Annotated in this window: 16 protein-coding genes, 1 tRNA gene and 1 pseudogene; 10 read left to right on the top strand and 8 right to left on the bottom strand. The window is 59.6% G+C overall.

Annotated elements, in window-relative coordinates; translation table 11 throughout:
- The first annotated feature begins 20 nt into the window (after positions 1-20).
- Both J2S70_RS04475 and J2S70_RS04470 read left to right on the top strand, forming a co-directional pair.
- Positions 21-626 (top strand): bifunctional 4-hydroxy-2-oxoglutarate aldolase/2-dehydro-3-deoxy-phosphogluconate aldolase, encoded by a 606-nt coding sequence (locus tag J2S70_RS04475; protein ID WP_307682540.1) that lies wholly within the window; start codon positions 21-23, stop codon positions 624-626.
- Positions 623-1,561, top strand: coding sequence for a sugar kinase (locus J2S70_RS04470; protein WP_307682539.1), 939 nt, complete (start codon positions 623-625; stop codon positions 1,559-1,561). The genes J2S70_RS04475 and J2S70_RS04470 overlap by 4 nt, the downstream gene beginning before the upstream one ends.
- A gap of 145 nt (positions 1,562-1,706) precedes the next feature.
- On the opposite strand, the gene J2S70_RS04465 is transcribed toward J2S70_RS04470, so the two are convergent.
- Positions 1,707-3,041 carry a hypothetical protein gene (locus tag J2S70_RS04465; RefSeq protein WP_307682538.1) on the bottom strand — a complete coding sequence of 445 codons (1,335 nt, stop codon included), beginning with the start codon at positions 3,039-3,041 and terminating at the stop codon, positions 1,707-1,709.
- 113 nt (positions 3,042-3,154) lie between these two features.
- Between J2S70_RS04465 and J2S70_RS04460 the strand changes: the two genes are divergently transcribed.
- From J2S70_RS04460 to J2S70_RS04435, 7 genes and pseudogenes are all read left to right on the top strand, one after another.
- A complete protein-coding gene (locus J2S70_RS04460; protein WP_307682537.1) occupies positions 3,155-6,313 on the top strand; it encodes an efflux RND transporter permease subunit in 3,159 nt (1,052 codons plus the stop codon).
- A 48-nt stretch (positions 6,314-6,361) separates the two neighbouring features.
- Positions 6,362-6,985: a TetR/AcrR family transcriptional regulator gene (locus J2S70_RS04455; protein WP_307682536.1), complete on the top strand. Its 624-nt coding sequence runs from the start codon at positions 6,362-6,364 to the stop codon at positions 6,983-6,985.
- Positions 6,978-9,539: an ATP-dependent helicase HrpB gene (hrpB, locus tag J2S70_RS04450; protein WP_307682535.1), complete on the top strand. Its 2,562-nt coding sequence runs from the start codon at positions 6,978-6,980 to the stop codon at positions 9,537-9,539. Before J2S70_RS04455 ends, hrpB begins: the two co-directional genes overlap by 8 nt.
- Positions 9,540-9,779: 240 nt before the next feature.
- Positions 9,780-10,694, top strand: coding sequence for a PIG-L deacetylase family protein (locus J2S70_RS04445; RefSeq protein WP_307682534.1), 915 nt, complete (start codon positions 9,780-9,782; stop codon positions 10,692-10,694).
- Positions 10,691-10,807, top strand: a pseudogene (locus J2S70_RS08855) (NAD-dependent epimerase/dehydratase family protein); the annotation flags it as partial. The gene J2S70_RS04445 and the pseudogene J2S70_RS08855, both read left to right, overlap by 4 nt.
- A 141-nt stretch (positions 10,808-10,948) precedes the next feature.
- Positions 10,949-11,596: an ATP-grasp domain-containing protein gene (locus tag J2S70_RS04440; protein WP_407702652.1), complete on the top strand. Its 648-nt coding sequence runs from the start codon at positions 10,949-10,951 to the stop codon at positions 11,594-11,596.
- The gene (locus tag J2S70_RS04435; RefSeq protein WP_307682532.1) at positions 11,593-12,807 is read left to right on the top strand and encodes a glycosyltransferase; all 1,215 of its coding nucleotides are present in this window, start codon (positions 11,593-11,595) and stop codon (positions 12,805-12,807) included. The genes J2S70_RS04440 and J2S70_RS04435 overlap by 4 nt, the downstream gene beginning before the upstream one ends.
- Before the next feature lie 171 nt (positions 12,808-12,978).
- Here the strand turns inward: J2S70_RS04435 and J2S70_RS04430 are convergent, their stop codons facing one another.
- Both J2S70_RS04430 and J2S70_RS04425 read right to left on the bottom strand, forming a co-directional pair.
- Positions 12,979-13,680 (bottom strand): ribosomal protein L7/L12, encoded by a 702-nt coding sequence (locus tag J2S70_RS04430; RefSeq protein WP_307682531.1) that lies wholly within the window; start codon positions 13,678-13,680, stop codon positions 12,979-12,981.
- 9 nt (positions 13,681-13,689) lie between these two features.
- Positions 13,690-14,310, bottom strand: coding sequence for a hypothetical protein (locus J2S70_RS04425; RefSeq protein ID WP_307682530.1), 621 nt, complete (start codon positions 14,308-14,310; stop codon positions 13,690-13,692).
- A gap of 195 nt (positions 14,311-14,505) precedes the next feature.
- On the opposite strand from J2S70_RS04425, the gene J2S70_RS04420 reads away from it, so the two are divergent.
- Positions 14,506-15,477, top strand: a complete 972-nt coding sequence (locus tag J2S70_RS04420; RefSeq protein ID WP_307682529.1) for a diaminopimelate dehydrogenase — start codon at positions 14,506-14,508, stop codon at positions 15,475-15,477.
- Between the two features lie 104 nt (positions 15,478-15,581).
- On the opposite strand, the gene J2S70_RS04415 is transcribed toward J2S70_RS04420, so the two are convergent.
- From J2S70_RS04415 to J2S70_RS04395, 5 genes are all read right to left on the bottom strand, one after another.
- A complete protein-coding gene (locus tag J2S70_RS04415) occupies positions 15,582-16,001 on the bottom strand; it encodes a hypothetical protein (protein WP_307682528.1) in 420 nt (139 codons plus the stop codon).
- 140 nt (positions 16,002-16,141) lie between these two features.
- Complete coding sequence (locus J2S70_RS04410; protein WP_307682527.1) at positions 16,142-16,603, bottom strand: hypothetical protein; 462 nt, start codon at positions 16,601-16,603, stop codon at positions 16,142-16,144.
- A gap of 124 nt (positions 16,604-16,727) precedes the next feature.
- Entirely contained in the window at positions 16,728-17,297 is a 570-nt protein-coding gene (locus J2S70_RS04405; RefSeq protein WP_307682526.1) for an NUDIX hydrolase, read from the bottom strand.
- Between the two features lie 61 nt (positions 17,298-17,358).
- Positions 17,359-17,431 (bottom strand) — tRNA-Arg (locus J2S70_RS04400).
- An 89-nt stretch (positions 17,432-17,520) separates the two neighbouring features.
- Complete coding sequence (locus J2S70_RS04395) at positions 17,521-19,092, bottom strand: SLC13 family permease (RefSeq protein ID WP_307682525.1); 1,572 nt, start codon at positions 19,090-19,092, stop codon at positions 17,521-17,523.
- Positions 19,093-19,237 lie beyond the last annotated feature (145 nt).

The following is a 19,237-nucleotide window of genomic DNA, read 5'->3' as shown; positions in this document are numbered from 1 at the left end:
CCTTGAGAACGGAAGAAGTCATGCTGATATCCATCATTCGCCTACGCAACATGCGCGTGCCAAACGAGCTAATCGAGGCACTCATAGAAGGCGGCATCAAGCACGTGGAAGTCACGGTGCCAACCCCCGGCGCCTACGACACGATCGCCGCCTGGTCCGCCAGCTCTGACGTTTTGATGGGAGCGGGAACCGTTCGCCACGCACCCGACGCGCGCGCAGCCGCCGATGCGGGGGCTAAGTTTTTCGTCACCCCCACAATCGACGACGACGTGCTAGCCATTGCCCACGAAGCCGGCATTGACGTGTACTGCGGCGCGATGACCCCCACCGAAATCGAGGCGGCTTACCGCTATCCGGCGGTCAAGGGAGTTAAGGTGTTCCCGGCGGGGCCACTGGGCGGCCCAAGCTATCTCAAGGCCGTCATGGATCCGATTGCAGACATTCCGCTATACCCAACCGGCGGCGTGGACGCCACGAACGTAGCCGCCTACCGCGCACTTGGCTGCGCCGGTGTTGGAATTGGCGGATCGATCGTCTCAGAAGCGCTCGTGGCCGCAGGCGAGTGGAGCGAAATCACTGGCCGCGCCCGAGCAATCGTGGACGTGTGGAATGAGGCGGGAGCATGATCGATCTCGCTACTTTTGGGGAAACGATGGGAACCGTCCGGTTCCAAGATTTTCCGACCGCAGCAACGAACACGCGCAGCTCGCACGCGGGAGCTGAATCCAATGTTGCAATCGGTCTGGCTCGGCTGGGGCATCAGGTTTCGTGGATTGGCTCGTTGGGGGCCGATACCTACGGTGAACTGATCCTGCGTAGCCTGCTGGCCGAAAACGTGGATGTGGGCGGCGTTCGGCGGCTGACGGATAGGGCCACGGGCTTGCTCGTCTCCAGGCCCGCGGGCATGGGTGCGTTCTCTGTTGACTATCACCGAACCGAATCGGCAGGCCGGCAGTTTTCGGCCGAACAGATTGACTACCTGTTTTCACTTAAGCCCCGAATTGTGCACCTAACCGGCATTACTCCCGCGCTCGGTGAGGTTGCTCGGCAGGCTACGGTTACCGTGGCCGAACGCGCCCGGGAGGCGGGCATTCCCGTGAGCTTCGATGTGAATTTCCGTTCGCGGCTGTGGGCTGCGCGGGAGGCGCAGCCGGTACTGGCGCAGATCGCAGGCGCAGCAAGCATCGTATGTGGCGGCCCGGAAGAACTCGAGCTTCTGACTGGCGAATCGGATGTTTCGGCGGGCGTTGAGGCGTTGCTGGCAGCGGGTGTACAAACAGTCGTGACCAAGGATTCCGGTACCGCCACCGCCTACAGCGCCAACTCGACGACGACGCGCGCGTCGCACAACGTTACAGTACGAGACACGATTGGTGCGGGCGACGCATTCGTTGCCGGCTTCCTATCCGGAGTGCTCGACGGCGCGGACCCTGGAACTTGCCTCGAGCGCGGCCACCTGTGCGGGGCGTTCGCAGTCGGCTCGATCGGTGACTGGGAGGGTGCTCCCACGCGCGCGGCGCTAGCGGCCGCCAACATCGGCTCGGGCGAAGTGCTGCGCTAGCTGGCCGTTCCCATCTGCGAGCTATATTCGCCCATCTGCAAGCTACCTCCATCTATCTGCGAGGGGTCTTGGTTAGGTGCGAGGGGAAGTACCCCTCGCGTTTGGGTAGAACCCCTCGCGCTTGCGGAAAAGCCGAGCGGCCGGCCTAGAACCGCCGATCGGTGGCATCGCGCAGCTTGATCAGCGTCTCGTCGTCGGGAAAACCTTTGACCGTGTAGCGCGGGGGCCACATGTTGTCGTCCTGCGAAAAACCCTCGGGCCACAGCTCGGCGGCAATATGCGAACGAACCGTGATGTTCACGGGCGTTCCCTCCTCCCAAGGATGCGGGGATTCCTGGCGGGTGAAGGTAATGAAATCGGTAACTGGAATCGTTCCGTGACCGTCGGTCGCATCCCACAGAGTAGCCGATACCCGCTCCCCCGATTTCAATCGACGCGGCACGAACGGCTTGAGCGCACCAACGTCCTTCCACTTTTCCATGATCATCACCTGCGAACTGTAAATCCGCTCCCGGAAATGATTACGTAACGCCCCGAGCACCTCGGCAAGCTCCGAGTCAGGAAAAGGCTGCCACTCGAGCCAACCATCAGCCGCAACCGTGTGTGGAAGCGGGTAGACGGCGTCGGCAGAATCACGGTGAGCCAACAGCTGCTTAAAGAATTTCGCCAAATTCGGATCGTCGGAGAAAACTATTAATAACTTTGTACGCGCAGCCGGCACAAACAGCGGAATCGCATCCGGCCGCTCTTGGGCGATTCGCTCGGCTATTTGCTGGATCATGTCGAGATCCGCAAACCAGGACAGCTCGTAGTTCGGCGGCTGAATGAAGGCCAAGACGCGGGCGCCTTCAATTTCGGTCACCTGTAATTCCACCGTGTCAGTTTTCTGGCTTGCCATATGCCGCAAGGTTGAAACGGCGTCGCTCATAACCTCGCCCAGTTCGCGGGTATCGTCTTCGAGCTGCGTGTAGTAAATCGGTTCGATAGTGTCAGGCAAATCGTGGGCAATTCCCACGGCTAGGAAATCCGTGAGCGGCAGATAGACCATCGAATCCGAGCTTTTGTGCGAAGGCAAGAAATAGTCCGCCGCCCGCACAATCGGCACGATGGGAGCGTCTTTCTTTGCTTCATCCCACTCGGCGTCCACCGGCACGTACGCATCGGTGGAGTTCTCGCTTAGCTCCGCGACGCCGTCTGGCTGGTCCGCGCTGGAATCTTCCGTGCCCTCAGCTGCGGAATCTGCCGCCTCGGCGAGCTGAGATTCTTCGGCTTGCTCAACGCCAATATCAATCAGCCGATCCAGCAGGATCTCGCGCTGTTCCACCGTCGCGTCCGACTTAATCATTGCGTTCGGGCGGAAACGGAATGCCCGGCCGTCAGGAAGCAGAATGTCGAGCCAATCCCCGTTGGCGTTCACAAAGGCGTTTTCCAACTTCGGATGCTTGGCGGCGCGCCCAAGTGCCCATTCCATAAAAGTCATACCCCATTGTTTCAAAGGTGGCAGGAGTAAGGAAACCGTTGCGCGTAGCTAGCGCTGTGGCGCGATGTCGGAAGGCGGGCGTAGGCTGATAGTAAGCATAGATCGAGGACGGCATGTTTAAACTTACCGAGGGCTCCCTGAAGAATCGCGCTTTTGTTGCGCTCGTTTCCGTAGTCATTTTCGTGCTCGGAATCTTTTCGATGGGCCTGCTTCGCCAAGAACTCCTCCCGCGCGTGGAGCTGCCGGTCATCAACGTGGTGACGATTAGCCCGGGAGCAACATCTGAGCAGATGCGTGACCGGGTCTCTGTGCCCGTCGAACAGCAGGTTATGACCATCCCGGAGGTTTCAAACACGAAGACGTATTCGTCGTCGTCGGTATCTTTCGTGACGATCGAACTTGATTACGGTACCGACGTCGCCCGCGCCTCAAACCGCGTGGAGCTTGCGATCACCCGCGCGGACGAAAACTTTCCGGAGAACGCCGACTACGAGGTGATCTCGGGAGGCTCGTCTGATATTCCGCTGTCTTATGTGGGAATCACCTCCGATGGCACGCCACTGGAAACCTCGGAGCGAATTCGTAATACCGTGCTGCCCGAACTTGAACAGATCAGCGGAGTTGCCTCGGTTGAGTTGATTGGTGCACCCGAGCAAAACATCACCATCAGGCTTGACCAGCAACGCATCGCCGAACTGGGCATCGAGCCATCTGCGATTGAAGAAGCTCTTGATGAAAATGGCCTATCCGTGCCGGTGGGCACTCTAGTTGAGAATGGGGAGGCCAAGGACGTCACGGTGGGCGTACCGCTCGATTCTATCGAGGCGCTACGTGAAATTCCCGTGGTGGCAGGCGAAGCCGAGCCCGGGACGCCCGCCACTGTTTATCCGCTTTCGGAAATCGCGGAGGTTGAATTTAGCGCCGGGCGGATGGACATGGTGGGCCGTCTTGACGGCGAAGAGGCCATTGCGATCGTCATCTTCCCCACCGCGAACGCCAACATTGTGGACACCTCGGCGGAAGTTGAGACCACTCTCAATGAGCTCGCCCCCTCGGTGGGTGGAAACACCGAATTCACGATGCTGTTCGATCAGGCACCCTACATCACGGGGTCGATCGAATCCCTTGCTCAGGAAGGCGTGCTCGGCCTGATTTTCGCGGTACTCGTGATCCTCGTGTTCTTGCTATCGGTGCGTTCCACGATCGTCACCGCAATCTCAATCCCCGCCTCACTACTTGCCGGATTCATTGGCATGTACGTGGGCGGATATTCACTCAACATGCTCACCCTCGCGGCGTTGACGCTGTCGATCGGGCGGGTGGTGGACGATTCGATCGTCGTCATCGAAAACATCAAGCGCCACCTCGACTACGGTAAGGACAAGCGCGACGCCGTACTCGACGGCACCCGGGAAGTAGCCTCGGCGATCACGGCTTCGACCATCGTCTCCTTCATCGTGTTCGTGCCGGTTGGCCTCGTGCCCGGGCTGGTCGGCGAGCTGTTCAGGCCCTTCGCCTTCACCGTGGTGATTGCGCTGGCTGCCTCGCTGATCGTTGCGCTGACGATAGTTCCGGTGCTTGCGTACTGGTTCCTGAAACCTGCGAAAGCCGCTCTGGTCGCGCGGCGGACGGACGGACTCGAAACGTACCGTGAGCAGGCCGAAGAAAAAGAAGCGCGCTACTGGTTACGCCGCGGTTACGCGCCGGTCTTGACGGGCACGCAAAAGCATCCGGTCATCACGATGATTGTGGCGGTCGCGATCCTTGCGGCGTCGGTAGCCCTCATTCCCATGCTGAAGATCAACTTGCTGGGAAGTGCGAACCAGGGATCGGTGTTCGTGACCCAGTCCGTGGAGCCTGGCTCATCGACCGAAGCAAAGGTCGCCGCAGCTGAAGAGGTGGAAGTTGCGCTCGCGGATGTTGACGGTGCGCGGTCGGTTGCCGTCATCATTGGCGCAACAGCTGCCGGGGGCGAGGCAATCGCCTATATCGTGGCCGTGGACGAGGAAGCCGATATCGACGCCCTGACGGAAAGCCTCGTGGCTGCCGGGGACGCCGTCGCTGGCGAGGGTGCTATGACCACCTCAACCGAAGGAATCCTGGGAACCGGAACCATCGACGTCAATATCACGGCGCCAGATCCGGACTCGCTGCGAGCGGCAACGGATGCGGTACGGGTGGCGATTGAAGACGTGCCGGAAGTCAGCAGCGTCGAAGATAACCTAGCGGCCGAAGCACCCGCAGTGCAGGTAACCGTTGATCGTGACACCGCGGCGAGTGTAGGCCTGACCGAAAACGACATCGTCGGCCTGATCGCGGCGCAAATGGTGGAACCGGAAATCGGCCAGATCACGATCGAAAACATTGACACCTCGGTGTATTTGTCGATCGACGATCCTGTGACAACCGTTGACGAACTGCGCTCACTCCAGATCCTGGGGCAGCCGATCGAGGCGTTTGCAAGCATCGAAGAAGTTGGCTCGATTCCCACGATCGTGACGATCAACGGCCAAACCACGGCCACGGTTTCCGCCACGCCGGTGGCCGCAGACAACCTAGGCGAAGCGTCGGCCGCCGTCGAATCGGCACTTGCAAGCACCGAACTACCCGACGGCGCAGTAGCAGAAATTGGCGGTTCGGCGCAGCAGCTCGCCACGTCCTTCGAACAGCTGATCCTTGCGCTCGCGGCCGCGATCATGCTGATCTACGTGGTGCTCGTGTGGATCTTCAAATCGCTCATCCAGCCAGCAATCTTGCTGGTGGCGATCCCGTTCGCGGCGATCGGCTCGTTTGGGGCGCTGCTGATCACCGATACTGCGCTCGACCTGTCGGCGATGATCGGCCTGCTCATGCTCACCGGAATCGTGGTCACCAACGCCGTCGTGCTCGTAGACCTGATGAACCAGTACCGCGAACGTGGCTACGAACTCGATCAGGCGATTTACGACGGTGCGATGCGCCGCGTGCGGCCGGTGGTCATGACCTCGCTCGCAACAATCGCCGCCATGATTCCAATGGCGCTGGGGATATCCTCCGCGACGGGCTTTATCTCCACGCCGCTGGCCATCACGGTAATCGGCGGTTTGATCACCTCCACCTTGCTGACGTTGATCTTGCTGCCCGTGCTGTATCGCCTAATCGAGGGCGCAAAGAAGCGTTACACAAAGCGCCGGCACGAAAAGCAGGCAGCCGAAATTGAAAAGGCGCTCGACGAGGCGGCTCTCGATGTCACAGCACAGGGCGGCGATGCGGAGGATGAACGCATAGAATAAGGCGATAAGGTCTTCCCGCCGTGCGGGTCATGAGTGAAGGATAGAGGTATGAGTCCGAAGATTTCTGCCCCATCTGTTCGCGAGCATCACGACATGATGTTCGAACGGCTCATCGATGCGGCAGAACACGTGTTGCGCAACGATGGTCCGGCGGCGCTTACCGCTGGCGTGGTGGCGAAGTCGGCCGGAATTGCACGCAATTCAATTTACCGCTATGTTGACTCGGTTGATGATCTGCGGGTGCTGGTTTTAGAGCGCTACATCCCGCACTGGGGTGAGCGGCTCGCCCAGGCGATCGACGATCACGAGGAGCCCTATGACCGGCTGAAGAGCCTGATTGCGCTAAGCCTCGATATTGGTGCGGAAGCGGGCCACCAGTGGCTGGTCGACGTGCTCACCTTCGGGATGACGCGCGGCAAGAAGTCGGGGGAGCCGCCGTCGGGGCGGGAGGTTCAGAGCCGCTCGGGCGCCGTCATGAACTTTCACCAGGAACTCGCCCGCAACATCGCGCAGCTGTGGAAAGAGTTAATGCCGGCGGATGCCGCGATTAATGCGCGGATGACGCGTTCGCTGTTGGATGCTGGGTTGAAGCTTCTCGATCAGGGGCAGGATGTGGAAAGGGTGAAGGCGACGTCGATGCGGGTACTCGACGCGCTGCGCGCCGGTGACTGACCGCCTCATCCTCAGACCGCCCGATCTTCCCGTCGCTGAGGGCCTGGCAGAAATCGCCACCCAGGAGGGAAACGCGGTGGTGACGGCCCCGCCCGGCTCCGGCAAGACGACACTCGTTCCACCGCTTTTCGCGAAAATCCTTTCCGACGATGATGAGGCTCGGCGGGCTAGGGCGCTCAAGGTGCTCGTGGTTCAACCGCGCCGGGTGGCCGCCCGTGCAGCCGCCCGGCGGATCGCGTCCCTGATCGGTGAGCCAGTGGGCGAACAGGTGGGATTCCGGGTGCGGGGCGAAAGCGTTCCCGGTGAGCGCATTGAAATGGTGACCCCGGGCGTGATGCTGCGGATCTTGCACTCCGAACCAGACCTGCCCGGCGTGGGTGCGATCGTGATCGACGAGGTCCACGAGCGTGATCTAGAAACCGACCTGGTGACGGCTTTTGCTTTGGACGTCCAAGATGCGCTTCGGCCGGACTTGCGTGTAGTTGCGATGTCAGCAACCTTGGCGGCGCAGAAGGTGGCTGAACTCGTCGGTGGCACGGTGGTGGATGTGCCGGGCGCGATTCACCCCGTTGAGATCTCCGAGCGGATCGGCCCCCAAGCGCTTGGGGACTTCGGTCACGGAATCACGGTAAGCCGGGATTTTTTGAGCCATGTAGCCCGCGTGGTTCAGGAGGCCGCGAATGGTGAGCAGGGATCGGTTCTGGTTTTCATGCCCGGCGTTGGCGAGATCGAAAAACTGCGGGGCCTGCTTGCTGGAGCGCGGCTACCGGTGTGCTCCCTGCACGGTTCACTGCCAGCGCGCGAACAGGATCGCGTACTTTCAAGCGAGGAGGACCGGATTATCATTGCGACGGCGGTGGCCGAATCTTCATTGACGGTGCCGGGTGTGCGGACGGTTGTGGATTCGGGGCTTGCTAGGGAAGCACGCTTCGATCCGCGAACCGGCATCGGCGGGCTTGTAACCGTCCATGCTTCGCGTGCGCAGATGACTCAGCGGGCGGGCCGAGCTGGCCGAGAAGGTCCGGGCCGGGCATTCAGGTGCCTGGCCTTTGGACGTGCCGCAGAGTTTTCCGCGCCGGAAATCTTAACCGCCGATATCACGGATGCCGCTTTACAGTGCGCTGCCTGGGGTAATCCGCGGATGGAAGGACTGCGACTACTGGATCATCCGCAACCCGCAGCGCTCGAATCGGCGCAGGCAACCTTGCGGGCCTTAGGCGCGGTTGACGACGCGGGGGCAATCACCGAGCTCGGGCGTAGCTTGGCCCAGATTCCGGCCTCGCCCCAGCTAGCACGCGGCCTCATTGCTGGCGCGCGCGAAGTCGGAGTTGAAACCGCCGCCGCGATCATTGCGCTGCTCAATGTGGATACGCGCGTGCCGGGCGCCGATTTAGCGGCAGCCTTGCGAAGCGTTAGCCGCGGGGACAGGCCCGGCCACGCAAACAGCTCAGCACGCCAGTGGCCCCGGGAAAGAACGCGGTTGGAAAAAATTGCGCGCGCCACGTCTGGCTCCGATTCCACTCTCGACTCTTCCACCATGACCCACGCCCATTCGACAACCCAAGATCATTCGTCCGCCAAAACTTTCCCCAATGCCGAGCAAGCGAACAACGGAACATTGGGCGACGAGGCGCTTGCCACCGTCGTCGGGCTCGCGTATCCCACGTGGATTGCTCGCGAACGTGGGAAGGGCTATCTGCTGGCAAACGGCGCGGGCGCCGTGCTACCAAAAGGCAGCCCGTTGGAAGGTTCGCACTGGCTCGCCGTCGCCGATCTTGGCCAAACGCAGGGCCGAGCCGATGCTGTGATTCGGGCGGCCGTGCCTATCGACCAGGATCGCGCGCTCGAACTAGGAGCCGACATGCTGGCCGAACGGCTCGAAACCGTGGTTGCTGGCACGAAAGTCAGCGGGCGGATTGTGCGTTCACTCGGCGCAATCGACTTAGCCAGCGAGCCGGTCACCCTAAGCGCCGCGCAAGTGGCACAAGCTCGCGCCGAGGACATCGCGAGCAGAGGCATTGGCACACTTTCTTGGCCGGCTGCCGCGCGAAGCTTACGGGAGAGAATGGCGTTCTTGCACGGCGCCGTCGGCGAACCATGGCCGGACGTGTCCGACGAGGCGCTCGCGGCGCGTGTGAAGGAATGGCTCGAACCCCAGTTAGGCGCCACGAACCCAGACCTGCTCGCCGGGCTGCGGGCGTTGCTGCCCTGGCCTGAAGCCGCGAAACTCGATGATCTAGCCCCCGAACGGATCACCACGCCCGTCGGCACTGCAAAAGTTGTTTATTCAAGCGGGAAGCCGACCGTTCGCTTGCGGATCCAAGAGGCCTTTGGATGGACGTCAACTCCCCGGCTGGCCGGCGTGCCCGTGACGCTCGAATTGCTTTCGCCGGCGCAGCGGCCACTGGCAATCACCGAAGACCTCGAATCATTTTGGGCCGGGCCCTACAAGGATGTGCGGGCCGAAATGCGCGGGCGCTATCCGCGCCATCCGTGGCCCGAAGATCCGCTCACTGCCACCCCCACAAGCCGCGCCAAGCCCCGCAAACGCTAGGGCTAGTCGGACACCGGGCCATTTATTGTGAGAAAACCGGGAAATCGGCCGGTTTTGTTCACGAAAACCCTCAAAGTCACAACAAATGGTTGGGGGTGCTGAGAGCCCGGCTGGTTCAAGGTAAATGAACTCTCACAGTGATGAGAATTTACTCATTTTCATCCATCGCAGCTCTTTCTTTCAGCAATCAAACTAAAGGCGTGGCCACCACCAGGCCAAGAAGATTCTGAAAGGATACACATGAATGCACTACACGCACTTCATTGGATATTCGCCGCGATTATTGCAGTAACCGCAATCGTAAGCGTGGCCGGTGAAGAACAGCTCCGCCGCCGGGTCGTGAACTATCGCCCGCCGCAAATCTTTGCCGTCATCTCGGCCATATTGCTCGTGCCCGCCAATGTGTGGGCAACCATTCGGGACGTGTCACAACTGTGGCAAGCCGTGATTATCGTTGCGAGCCTCGCCGGAATTTTAGGCGCCTTCGTGATGTACCAGCTGCACAAGATTCACGGAAACAAAACAGCCAAACCGCGCCGCGTGCTGGCAATTGGCGCCCATCCCGACGATCTCGAACTCGCAGTTGGCGGTACCCTTGCCCGCTTGGCAGATTCGGGCCACGAAATCCACACCATGATCATGACGGCCGGGGCCGTCGGCGGTGATCCGGAAATTCGCGCACAAGAAGCAATCAACGGCTCGAAATTCCTCGGTGCCTCCCGGTGCGACGTGTACGACTTCACCGACACCAAGCTAGAAACCGATATGAACGGAATGATCGCCGCCATCGAAAAGAAGATCAACCAGTTCAACCCGGACATCATCTTCACTCATTCGGCAAATGACCAGCACCAAGACCACGCCGCCGTCCACCTCGCAACCTTGCGCGCCGGCCGTCGCCATCGCGCAATCCTGTGCTTCGAATCGCCATCGGTAACAACCCAGTTCACACCCAAAGTATTCGTAGACATTGACGACTACGTCGGCGTGAAAAGCTCGGCCGTTGCCATCCACGAAAACCAGGCCGGTAAGCCCTACATGACCGAAGATCGAGTGTCCGGCATGGCCCACTTCCGAGGCGACCAAGCCAAAATGTCACGAGCAGAAGGCTTCGAACCGGTCCGCTTCGACGCACTTGGAGGTGCACTTTCGTGAAAATCCTCGTAACAGGAGCTGCCGGCCCGGCAGGAAGGGCCCTCGTACCGCAACTCATCGAGCGCGGCGTGGAAGTCGTACAAGTTGACATGGCCGGAGCCGAAGGAATCCATCAGGTTCCAGCTGCCGGGGAAGACACCTTCGTTCGTGCGATCTGGGATCTGGTGCTTGAAGAAAATATCGACGCCATCATTCCTACCGTCCAAGAAGAGCTACCGGTATTCGCAAAAGCATCACGATTCGCTCCGGTTCTCATATCCTCACCCCTCGCGATCGACGTAGCAGACGACAAGTGGCTGACCTACCACCAGCTCAACCGCTGCGGAGTCAATGTTCCAAAGTCGACGACGCCCGAATCGATCGACACTGCAACCCTGCTGTGGATGGGTTCGCCAGTTATCTCCAAACCGCGTAAATCGCGCGGTGGTCGCGGAGTACTCGTTCACGAAAACCCGCACGCCCACGAACTTGCCACACTGCCGGAAGATTCCATCATCCAAGAATTCGCATCCGGCGTTGAATATGCCCCGAACGTGTTCGTTTCCGACGAGCGTATCGAATGCGTGGTCCTCAAAAAGACCGAACTTGCACACGGCCTACACGGCAATGCCGTTTCGACCGTCGTCGTTGACGAACCGGAAATCGCCCAGCTTGCAATCGACGCTGCCCGCGCGATCGGGGTTACCGGCCCGGCCGACGTCGATATCCGGCGGCTCGCAGACGGAACGCCCGTCGTGCTCGAAATCAACGCTCGCTTCGGCGCGAACTCGGCCAAAGCGCCGATCATTGTGGAAGCCGTACTCGATGCTTTCAAAAACGACGCCGCACTGTTCCGGGCCAACCCGGCCGACGGCGAGCTAGCCGACGGCAACTCGGCCGATAGCGAGGCGGTGGCCTCGTGACCTGGTTGACAGCACTAGTCGCCATTCCCCTTGCCATCTCGGCGGTTGTCGGAACAATGATCTCCCTCGGGGCGATCCTTGCCGAACTACGGCCGCGCACCAAACCCGCGACGATCGACCCGACGCCCTCCGTAAGCGTGATCGTGCCTGCTTACAACGAAGGCGTGGTGCTTGGCGACTGCATCGGATCAATCCTCAACTCCGGCTATCCCAGGCTCGAAGTCATCGTGGTCAACGATGGATCAACCGATAACACCGAAGAAGTGATGGAACGGTTTTCCGACCGGGCGATCACCATCACCCAAGAAAATGGCGGAAAAGGCTCGGCCCTCAATGCCGGAATCGAACGCGCAAGCGGCGAAATCCTCATGTTCGTTGACGCCGATGGCATCTTTACCGAAGACACGATCCCTAATATGCTCGCCGGATTTAGGAATAAGAACGTTGGCGCAGTGTGCGGCAACGACCAGCCCGTCAACACACACAATGTGCTGACGCGCATTCTGACCCTCATGACCCACACCGGAACCGGACTGGCTCGGCGCGGAGTCGCGCTGCTGGGCATGCTGCCAATCGTGGCCGGAAATTCTGGCGCTTTCAGGGCCTCGGCTATACGGGCGGTTGGGGGCTTTCGTGACGACACCCTAGGTGAAGATCTTGAACTGACCTGGCGCATCCAAGAAGCCGGATACGAAGTCGAATTCGCACCCGACGCGATCGTCCTCGCCGAAGTGCCTGATCAGCTCAGCGACCTGTGGAAACAACGTGTTCGCTGGGCTCGCGGCCTGATCCAGACGGCGCGCGTGCACCGGCAAGAGTTCCTATCGCCAGTCAAATCGATGTTCCACCTGTACCTTCCCGTGAACTTCTTCGTGCAGATCATTCAGCCGATCTTGCAGCTCCTTGGGATGGTTGGATTTCCGCTTCTTGTGCTTGCCGGCATCATGGAATTCGACGACTGGACGGCGGGGCTTCCAAACCTGTGGCTCGTACTCGGTTTTGGCGTGTCTGCCGTCAATATTGTTCTTGCGCTGGTCCTCGATCGGGCTTGGAGTAATTTCCGGCACCTGATCGTGTTGCCACTGCTTTTGCCGTTCTCGATTTTCCTATCGTGCGTAGTTGTGAGCGCGATTTGGAAGGAAATCCGGGGCGAGAAGCAGGAATGGAACAAACTGGAGCGCACCGGCGTGAAAACGCGGGTTGAAGCTTAGGGTTATTCGGGCGCCGAGCCATTTGTTGTGAGAAAATCGCGAAATCGGCCGGTTTCGTCCACAAAAAGCCCCAGAGTCACAGAAAATGGTCGGCGGCCGGGGTAGAGATCGGCTGGGCTGTCAAAGAGTCGGCTTACCCGTCCTGCTGGCCGGGATGGGCGAGTCGTTTTACTACCGGACGTCCAGCCGGGCGCCTATCTGGTCCAGCTCCCACACGAGCTGCACCTTCTTTTCGGTTGGCAGGCCAACGCCGACTTCGGCGGGTAGCGAGTTCGTGAGCTGATAGGCCTCGTTCAGGCCGATCTTGATATGTTCGCGAATAGTTTTGATCGTGTTGATTTTGCTGGGGCCAACGTCCACAAGGAAGACGCGCCCGCCTTCCTCAATCCTTTCGATCAGCGAAAACCGGTCGTTCGGGCCAGAGGTTTCGCCCGGCTTGTACATGTAGTGAACAGAATCGGAAAGCTGAACGACGTCGTCGTCCGGCCCTGCGAGCGGCCGGCGCGCCGCGCCAAACGCGTAAGGTAACAGCAGAAGTATGCCGATACCCCATGCGGCCCCGAGAACGGGCAGGAAATCTACGAACAGCGCATCGTAAGTGCCCATGGTTGGCGAGATACATACCCAATGTTCGGCGGGCCGTTCACCGAAGTGCTCCATGGCGAAGATTTCGGCGTCGTCGGCATTGCAGATAAACCGCGCCAACGGCTTGACGATATCTGGATACAGGTGGCCGAGCACCGCTATAGCGATCGCAAGCACGAACGAAGAAATGACCGCCGCAGTAATGATCGCGAAGAGGAACATTCCGAAGCTGAGGCGCCGTTTCCTTGGTTGAAAAGCGGAGGTTTTCTTCGGCTCGAAAGCAGACATGGCGGCTCCCTACTCTTGGGCGATAATTTCGCCAGTATCCGGGTCGAATTTGAAGGAAATATTGATCCGACGCGTTCCCGTGACGCTTCCTTCAAGCGTTACGCCCGGTGAATGCATCATTTCTTCCCCGGTTTCTTCGGTGAAATCACGGTATTCGATGGCGCCGACTTCCGGCCGAACCGTCACATCGAAACCGGTGATCTCTTGATCGCCGACGGCGTCGCGCATGTTCTTAAACAAAACATTCGGATCCTCGAACAAGATTGGCGGCAGGTCTTCGGGGAAGAAATATGTGTCCCCGTCGTAGCCCCATTCCGATGCTTCGTCTGAATCTGAGGTTATGTGGTCGTAAGCGAGCGGATCATCGGGGAGGGAGACTATCGCACTAATGTCATAATTATTGCCACGCAAGGTAAGCCTGCGAATCATCATGGCGTCCGTATCGCTGTAGCCGGCTATCTCGGCGATATGCTCGAGGGCATCCTGGGTAGCATTCGGGCCGTAGATCGAGCCACGCTGGAATATTGTGTTCGATAATTCATCGTCAGTTAAAACCGAGCCGCATGCGGTGAGCGTTGCTGCTGTTAGCGCGGCTAATGCTGCAATTTTGGCGCGCCGCCAGATTCCCATGTGTGCCTCCGTAACGGCTAGTACCGGTCGCCGGTGATCACGACATCGATTATGACCCAGACAATGGAGCTATTCAAGTATTGGCCCTGCGGCCTAGGGTTGAGCACTGCGGCTGGTCCGAACAGCAAACAACTCCAAGTTCTCGTAAAGTTTATTGCGGAGGTTAAGGAAACGCATAGCCGTGGAGGAGAGCACATGATTCGGGTAGGGATTAACGGATACGGAAATCTAGGCCGCGGCGCCGAGCTTGCGCTGAGCCAGTTGGAGGACATGGAGTGCGTCGTCGTGTTTACACGCCGCGATCCGGGCAAGGTGACAACTTTGGGTGCGCCCGTCGCACACGTCGACGAGATGGCTGAGTATGTGGGCAAGCTCGATGTGGTGTTGAACTGTGGCGGATCGGCCACTGATTTGAGGACGCAGGGCCCGCAGGTGGCGAAGCTGTTCAATACCGTTGATTCATTTGATACCCACGCGAAGATTCCCGAGCACTTTGAAGCCCTTGACGCCGCTGCCGAAGAGGCGGGAACCCTCGCACTGATTTCTGCGGGCTGGGATCCGGGTCTGTTTTCGATCATGCGGGTGCTTGGGGAGGCGGTTCTTCCTTCCGGTTCGACGACGACGTTCTGGGGGCCTGGCGTTTCACAGGGGCATTCGGATGCGGTGCGCCGGGTAGAAGGAGTGGCTGATGCGAGGCAGTACACCGTTCCTGTTGAGGAAACGGTGCAGGCTGTGAAGAACGGTGAGAACGTCGAGCTGAGTCCTCGGACGATGCACGAGCGCGTGTGCTATGTAGTTGCCGATGAAGGTGCGGATCTGGAGCGGATCGAGCGGGAAATTGTGGAGATGCCGAACTATTTCGCCGACTATGACACGGCGGTGAACTTTGTGTCCGCCGAAGAGTTGGCTCGTGAGCACGGAGGGATCCCGCACGGGGGCCAGGTGATCCGGGCAGGCCAAACTGATGATGGCATTGATTCGGCCATCACTTACCAGCTGCAATTGGGATCGAATCCGGAGTTTACGGGTTCGGTGCTCGTGGCCGCCGGGCGGGCTGTTGCTCGGATGGCAGCGCGTGGACAAACGGGTGCCGTCACTCTTTTCGATGTGACGCTCACGGACCTATCGCCCAAATCAGCGGCGCAGTTGCGCAAGAACTATCTGTAAGGTTCCCCTCCCGCCGCAAAGCGGGCAGGAATCACTTATATGGTGCATGTTTAACGTGCCCGGGATGAGTGATTGGTACCCGGTTTGCGGAGGAATCCACCCGTTTAAGACTCTACGGATGGAGCCGAATAGGGTGAATACGAATCAGCTGAAGTGACCTGATAGACCCGTGGCTGTGGGGCAGGAGCCGGGCCCGGTGCAGCTTTTTGAGGTGCAGGCGCAGCCTTTTGATGAGCTGGAGGTGCCGGTTGAGGCGCTGGCGCTGGAGCCCGCTGCGAGCCGCCTTGCTGCTGCGCAGTTTCTGGCGTGGGCTCAGGCTCGGCTTCGGCAGAAGAACCACTCGCCGAAGCAGACTCCGCTGAAGTCGCCCCATCATCGGTGGCAGTTGGCGCAGGAATTCGTACGACTGTACCGCGCTCGCGCGGGCCATCATCTTCAGCGATCGCAAAAGACGCGCCGGCTGTGATGAGCGCAACTGCTGCGAGCGAACCGGTGATTGTCCACATTTTTCTGGGACTAGCCATGCGACCTCCTGTTTTTAATCTAACGCGTGTGTAAGCGGTGAGCCAAGTCCCGCGCCACAATATTGTGACTCACCATTACGAGTTACCGCAGGCGCGGGCCCGGCCACACGCAAAGCCGGGCCCGCTAGTTTGAGGGCAGATCAGGAATCTGCGGAAGGGGCCGAGTAGGAATCGGCGGAGACCGGCGATGGGGCCGAATACGGCGATGGAGCCGAGTACACGGGTGCCGGTGCTGGCTTCGGCTTCGGAGCCGGCGCTTGAACGCGAGCAGGCGATGGTGCCGACGGAGCCGAGTAAGAATCGGCCGCTGGGGCTGGGGCGGGCTTTGGAGCCGGTGCCTGTACGCCCGCGGGAGAAGGAGCGGACACGGCCGACTGGGTGGACGCCGCCGACTGTGCTGATAAGACGGATGAGGCAGAGGGCGTTGACTGTGCCGAGTCGGCGTCGCCAGCCCCTTGGTTGCCAGGAATGGTGACGGTGTGGGCGCGATCGCGGTCGCGATCATCGTTATCGTTGGCCATTGCAAGGCCCGCGCCCGCGGTAATAAGAACTGCGGCAGCGAGAGAGCCGGAGATTGTCCAGAGCTTCTTCTTGTTATTCATCGTTGTGCCTTTCTGTCTCGCGAACCCGATCGGGTCGCCGTTGACTCAAGTATGAAAGGCGAGTGTGAAAGAAGCCGTAGCACCTACATGAGGAAGTTCTCATATTGGTGAGAACTTGGCTTGGTTAGAACTTGGCCCGTGCGTGAGCGAGTGCAGCTCGCACCCGCGGATACATGTCACCGGCTCCCGCGTCCGGAAGGTTATCGACGTCGAACCAGCGCACGTCATCCGATTCTTCTGATACGGCGACGACGGCGTCGCGCTCGGCTAACGCAACGAAACCAATATCCCAGTGTTCACGGCACATAGAGCCGAATCCGCCACCAAGTTCATGGATGTCAAGATCACACGGCTGATCCGAGAATCTAGAAAACGCGGAAAGCCCGGATTCTTCGCGCCCCTCACGCAAGGCCGCGTCAGCCAAGGATGAATCTGCGCGTTCAAGGTGCCCGCCAAACTGCAACCACATGTGTGCCTTCTTGTGGAAAGCAAGAAGAACCTGGCTGAGGTCTGTTGAAAGCACGAACAGCGAGCTGGTCAGGTGCGCCGGATGCTCGCCCTTCCACAGAGCGCCATCGCCTTGCCGCTCCACAAGTTCACGGTAAGAAGCGAGGCTGTATTGGGCGTCGTCATCGGCGGGCGAAACCGTCCACTCGCGCATGTTGGCCAGCACGGAATCGGGAGTCATAGTCATGGCGCTACCTTACAAAATAGCTCGACCCAGCGGGACACCTAAGTCAACCACTGGGCCGAAGCGCGCCCGGAGGGACTCGAACCCCCAGCCTTCTGATCCGTAGTCAGACGCTCTATCCGTTGAGCTACGGGCGCATAGTTCCTAAGAACGACGTTTAGTCTACGCGCCCGAGCCGGGCAATTGCCAATTGTTCGATAGTGTTCTTGCTTACGGGCAGCTCACCTTAAATGGCGATCCCGAGCACCATCGGGCCGAACACCACCGTCCAGATCGTGATCAGAACGATTCCGATGATGTTCAACCAAACACCGGCCTTCACCATCTGAGCGATCGTGATATAGCCGGAGCCGTATGCGATGGCATTCGGCGGGGTCGCAACCGGAAGCATGAACGCACACGTTGCGGCCAGCGCCACCGGGATCACCAGCAGCTGCACATCCACACCCATGCCAATCGCAACCGCGCCGATGATCGGAAGGAAAGCAGCCGCTGTTGCCGTGTTGGAAGTCATCTCCGTCAAGAAGAGCACAATTCCCGCGATCCCCGCGATAATCAGCACGGTTGGCAAGCCTTCAAGAGCGCCCGCCTGTTCGCCGATCCAGTCGGAAAGCCCCGTCCTGCTAAAGGCGGATGAAAGAGCGAGTCCGCCGCCGAAAAGAAGGAGCACGTCCCACGGAATCTCTTTCGCCGTCTCCCAGTCAAGGATGGCAACACCTTCGGAAGGCTTGGCGGGCGTGATGAAGAGAACCATAGAGAGGAACATTGCGATCGTGGTGTCGCCGATCGGGCCTTCTGGCCACAAGGTTGGAATGAAGATCCACGAGAGCGCGGCGAGCACGAAAATGATGGCGACGATCTTCTCTTGGGTGGACATCGGGCCCATCTTGTCCAGCTCGCCCTTAATGAGCTCGCGGCCGCCAGGGATGTCGTCAACCTCGGGCTTGTAAAGCCGAATCAGAAACTGCCAGGCAATGAGTAGGAATAGCCAGGCGAGCGGCGTCGCGAACACCATCCACAGGCCGAAGTTTAAGGTCATGCCGTGCGTGTCTTGCAGGTAGCCGCGAAGCAGCGCATTCGGCGGTGTGCCGATGAGGGTGGACAGCGAGGCGATCGACGCCGAGTAGGCGATTCCCAGCATGAGCGCCGTGCCGAAGTTTGAGAGCTTCTTTTGGCCGCCGACGTCGTCAACCTGGCCGATCGTAGACAGCACGGAGATGCCAATCGGGAGCATCATGACCGCGGTTGCAGTGTTGGAGACCCACATCGAGAGGAAGCCGGTCGCCACCATAAAGCCGAGTATGAGGCGTTTTGGCTTTGTGCCGACTGCGAGGACGATCGTGAGCGCAAGGCGTCGGTGGAAGTTCCAGCGCTGCATGGCAAGGGCAAGGAAGAATCCGCCCATGAACAGGAAGATCGTGGAGGATGCGTAGGAGCTTCCAACTTCGGGGTAGGTCATGATTCCCAGAATCGGGAAAACGGTGACGGGAACGAGCGCAGTGGCGGCGAGCGGAATCGCTTCCGTCATCCACCATGCGCCCATGAGAACCGCGATGGCTGCCGTGAGCGCAATCTTGTGGCCGTCGGGCTCGATTTCCTTTTCGATCAACTTCGAGATGAGGTCAGCGGATAGTTCCTTAGGGAAAATAAAGTAAACGATCAGAGCTAGGACAATGCCGAGTGCCAGACCGCCAAAGTGGCGAATCCAAGGCCGACCAGGCGGCATAATCGTTTCGTCCGAGCCATCAAGTTGACCCTGCGAGACAGCTGAATCCTGATTGAGATTTGGGGTACTCATGTGGATTCCTCTTTTCTGTGTGTGAATAACTCAGAGTGCTGATTGGTGTTTTAGCCTGAGCATGATTGCTTTTTGGTGCGATGAGGCAATAGCCACAGGCTTGCTGGCAACTATACGACGGTTCGCGATCGTTGAAAGCCTTGAT

The sequence above is a fragment of the Trueperella bonasi genome (genome assembly GCF_030811535.1).
In the GTDB taxonomy this organism is placed as follows: Bacteria; Actinomycetota; Actinomycetes; order Actinomycetales; family Actinomycetaceae; genus Trueperella; species Trueperella bonasi.
Note: the sequence above shows the minus strand (reverse complement) of the source record. Positions and strands in the feature narration are given on the sequence as shown.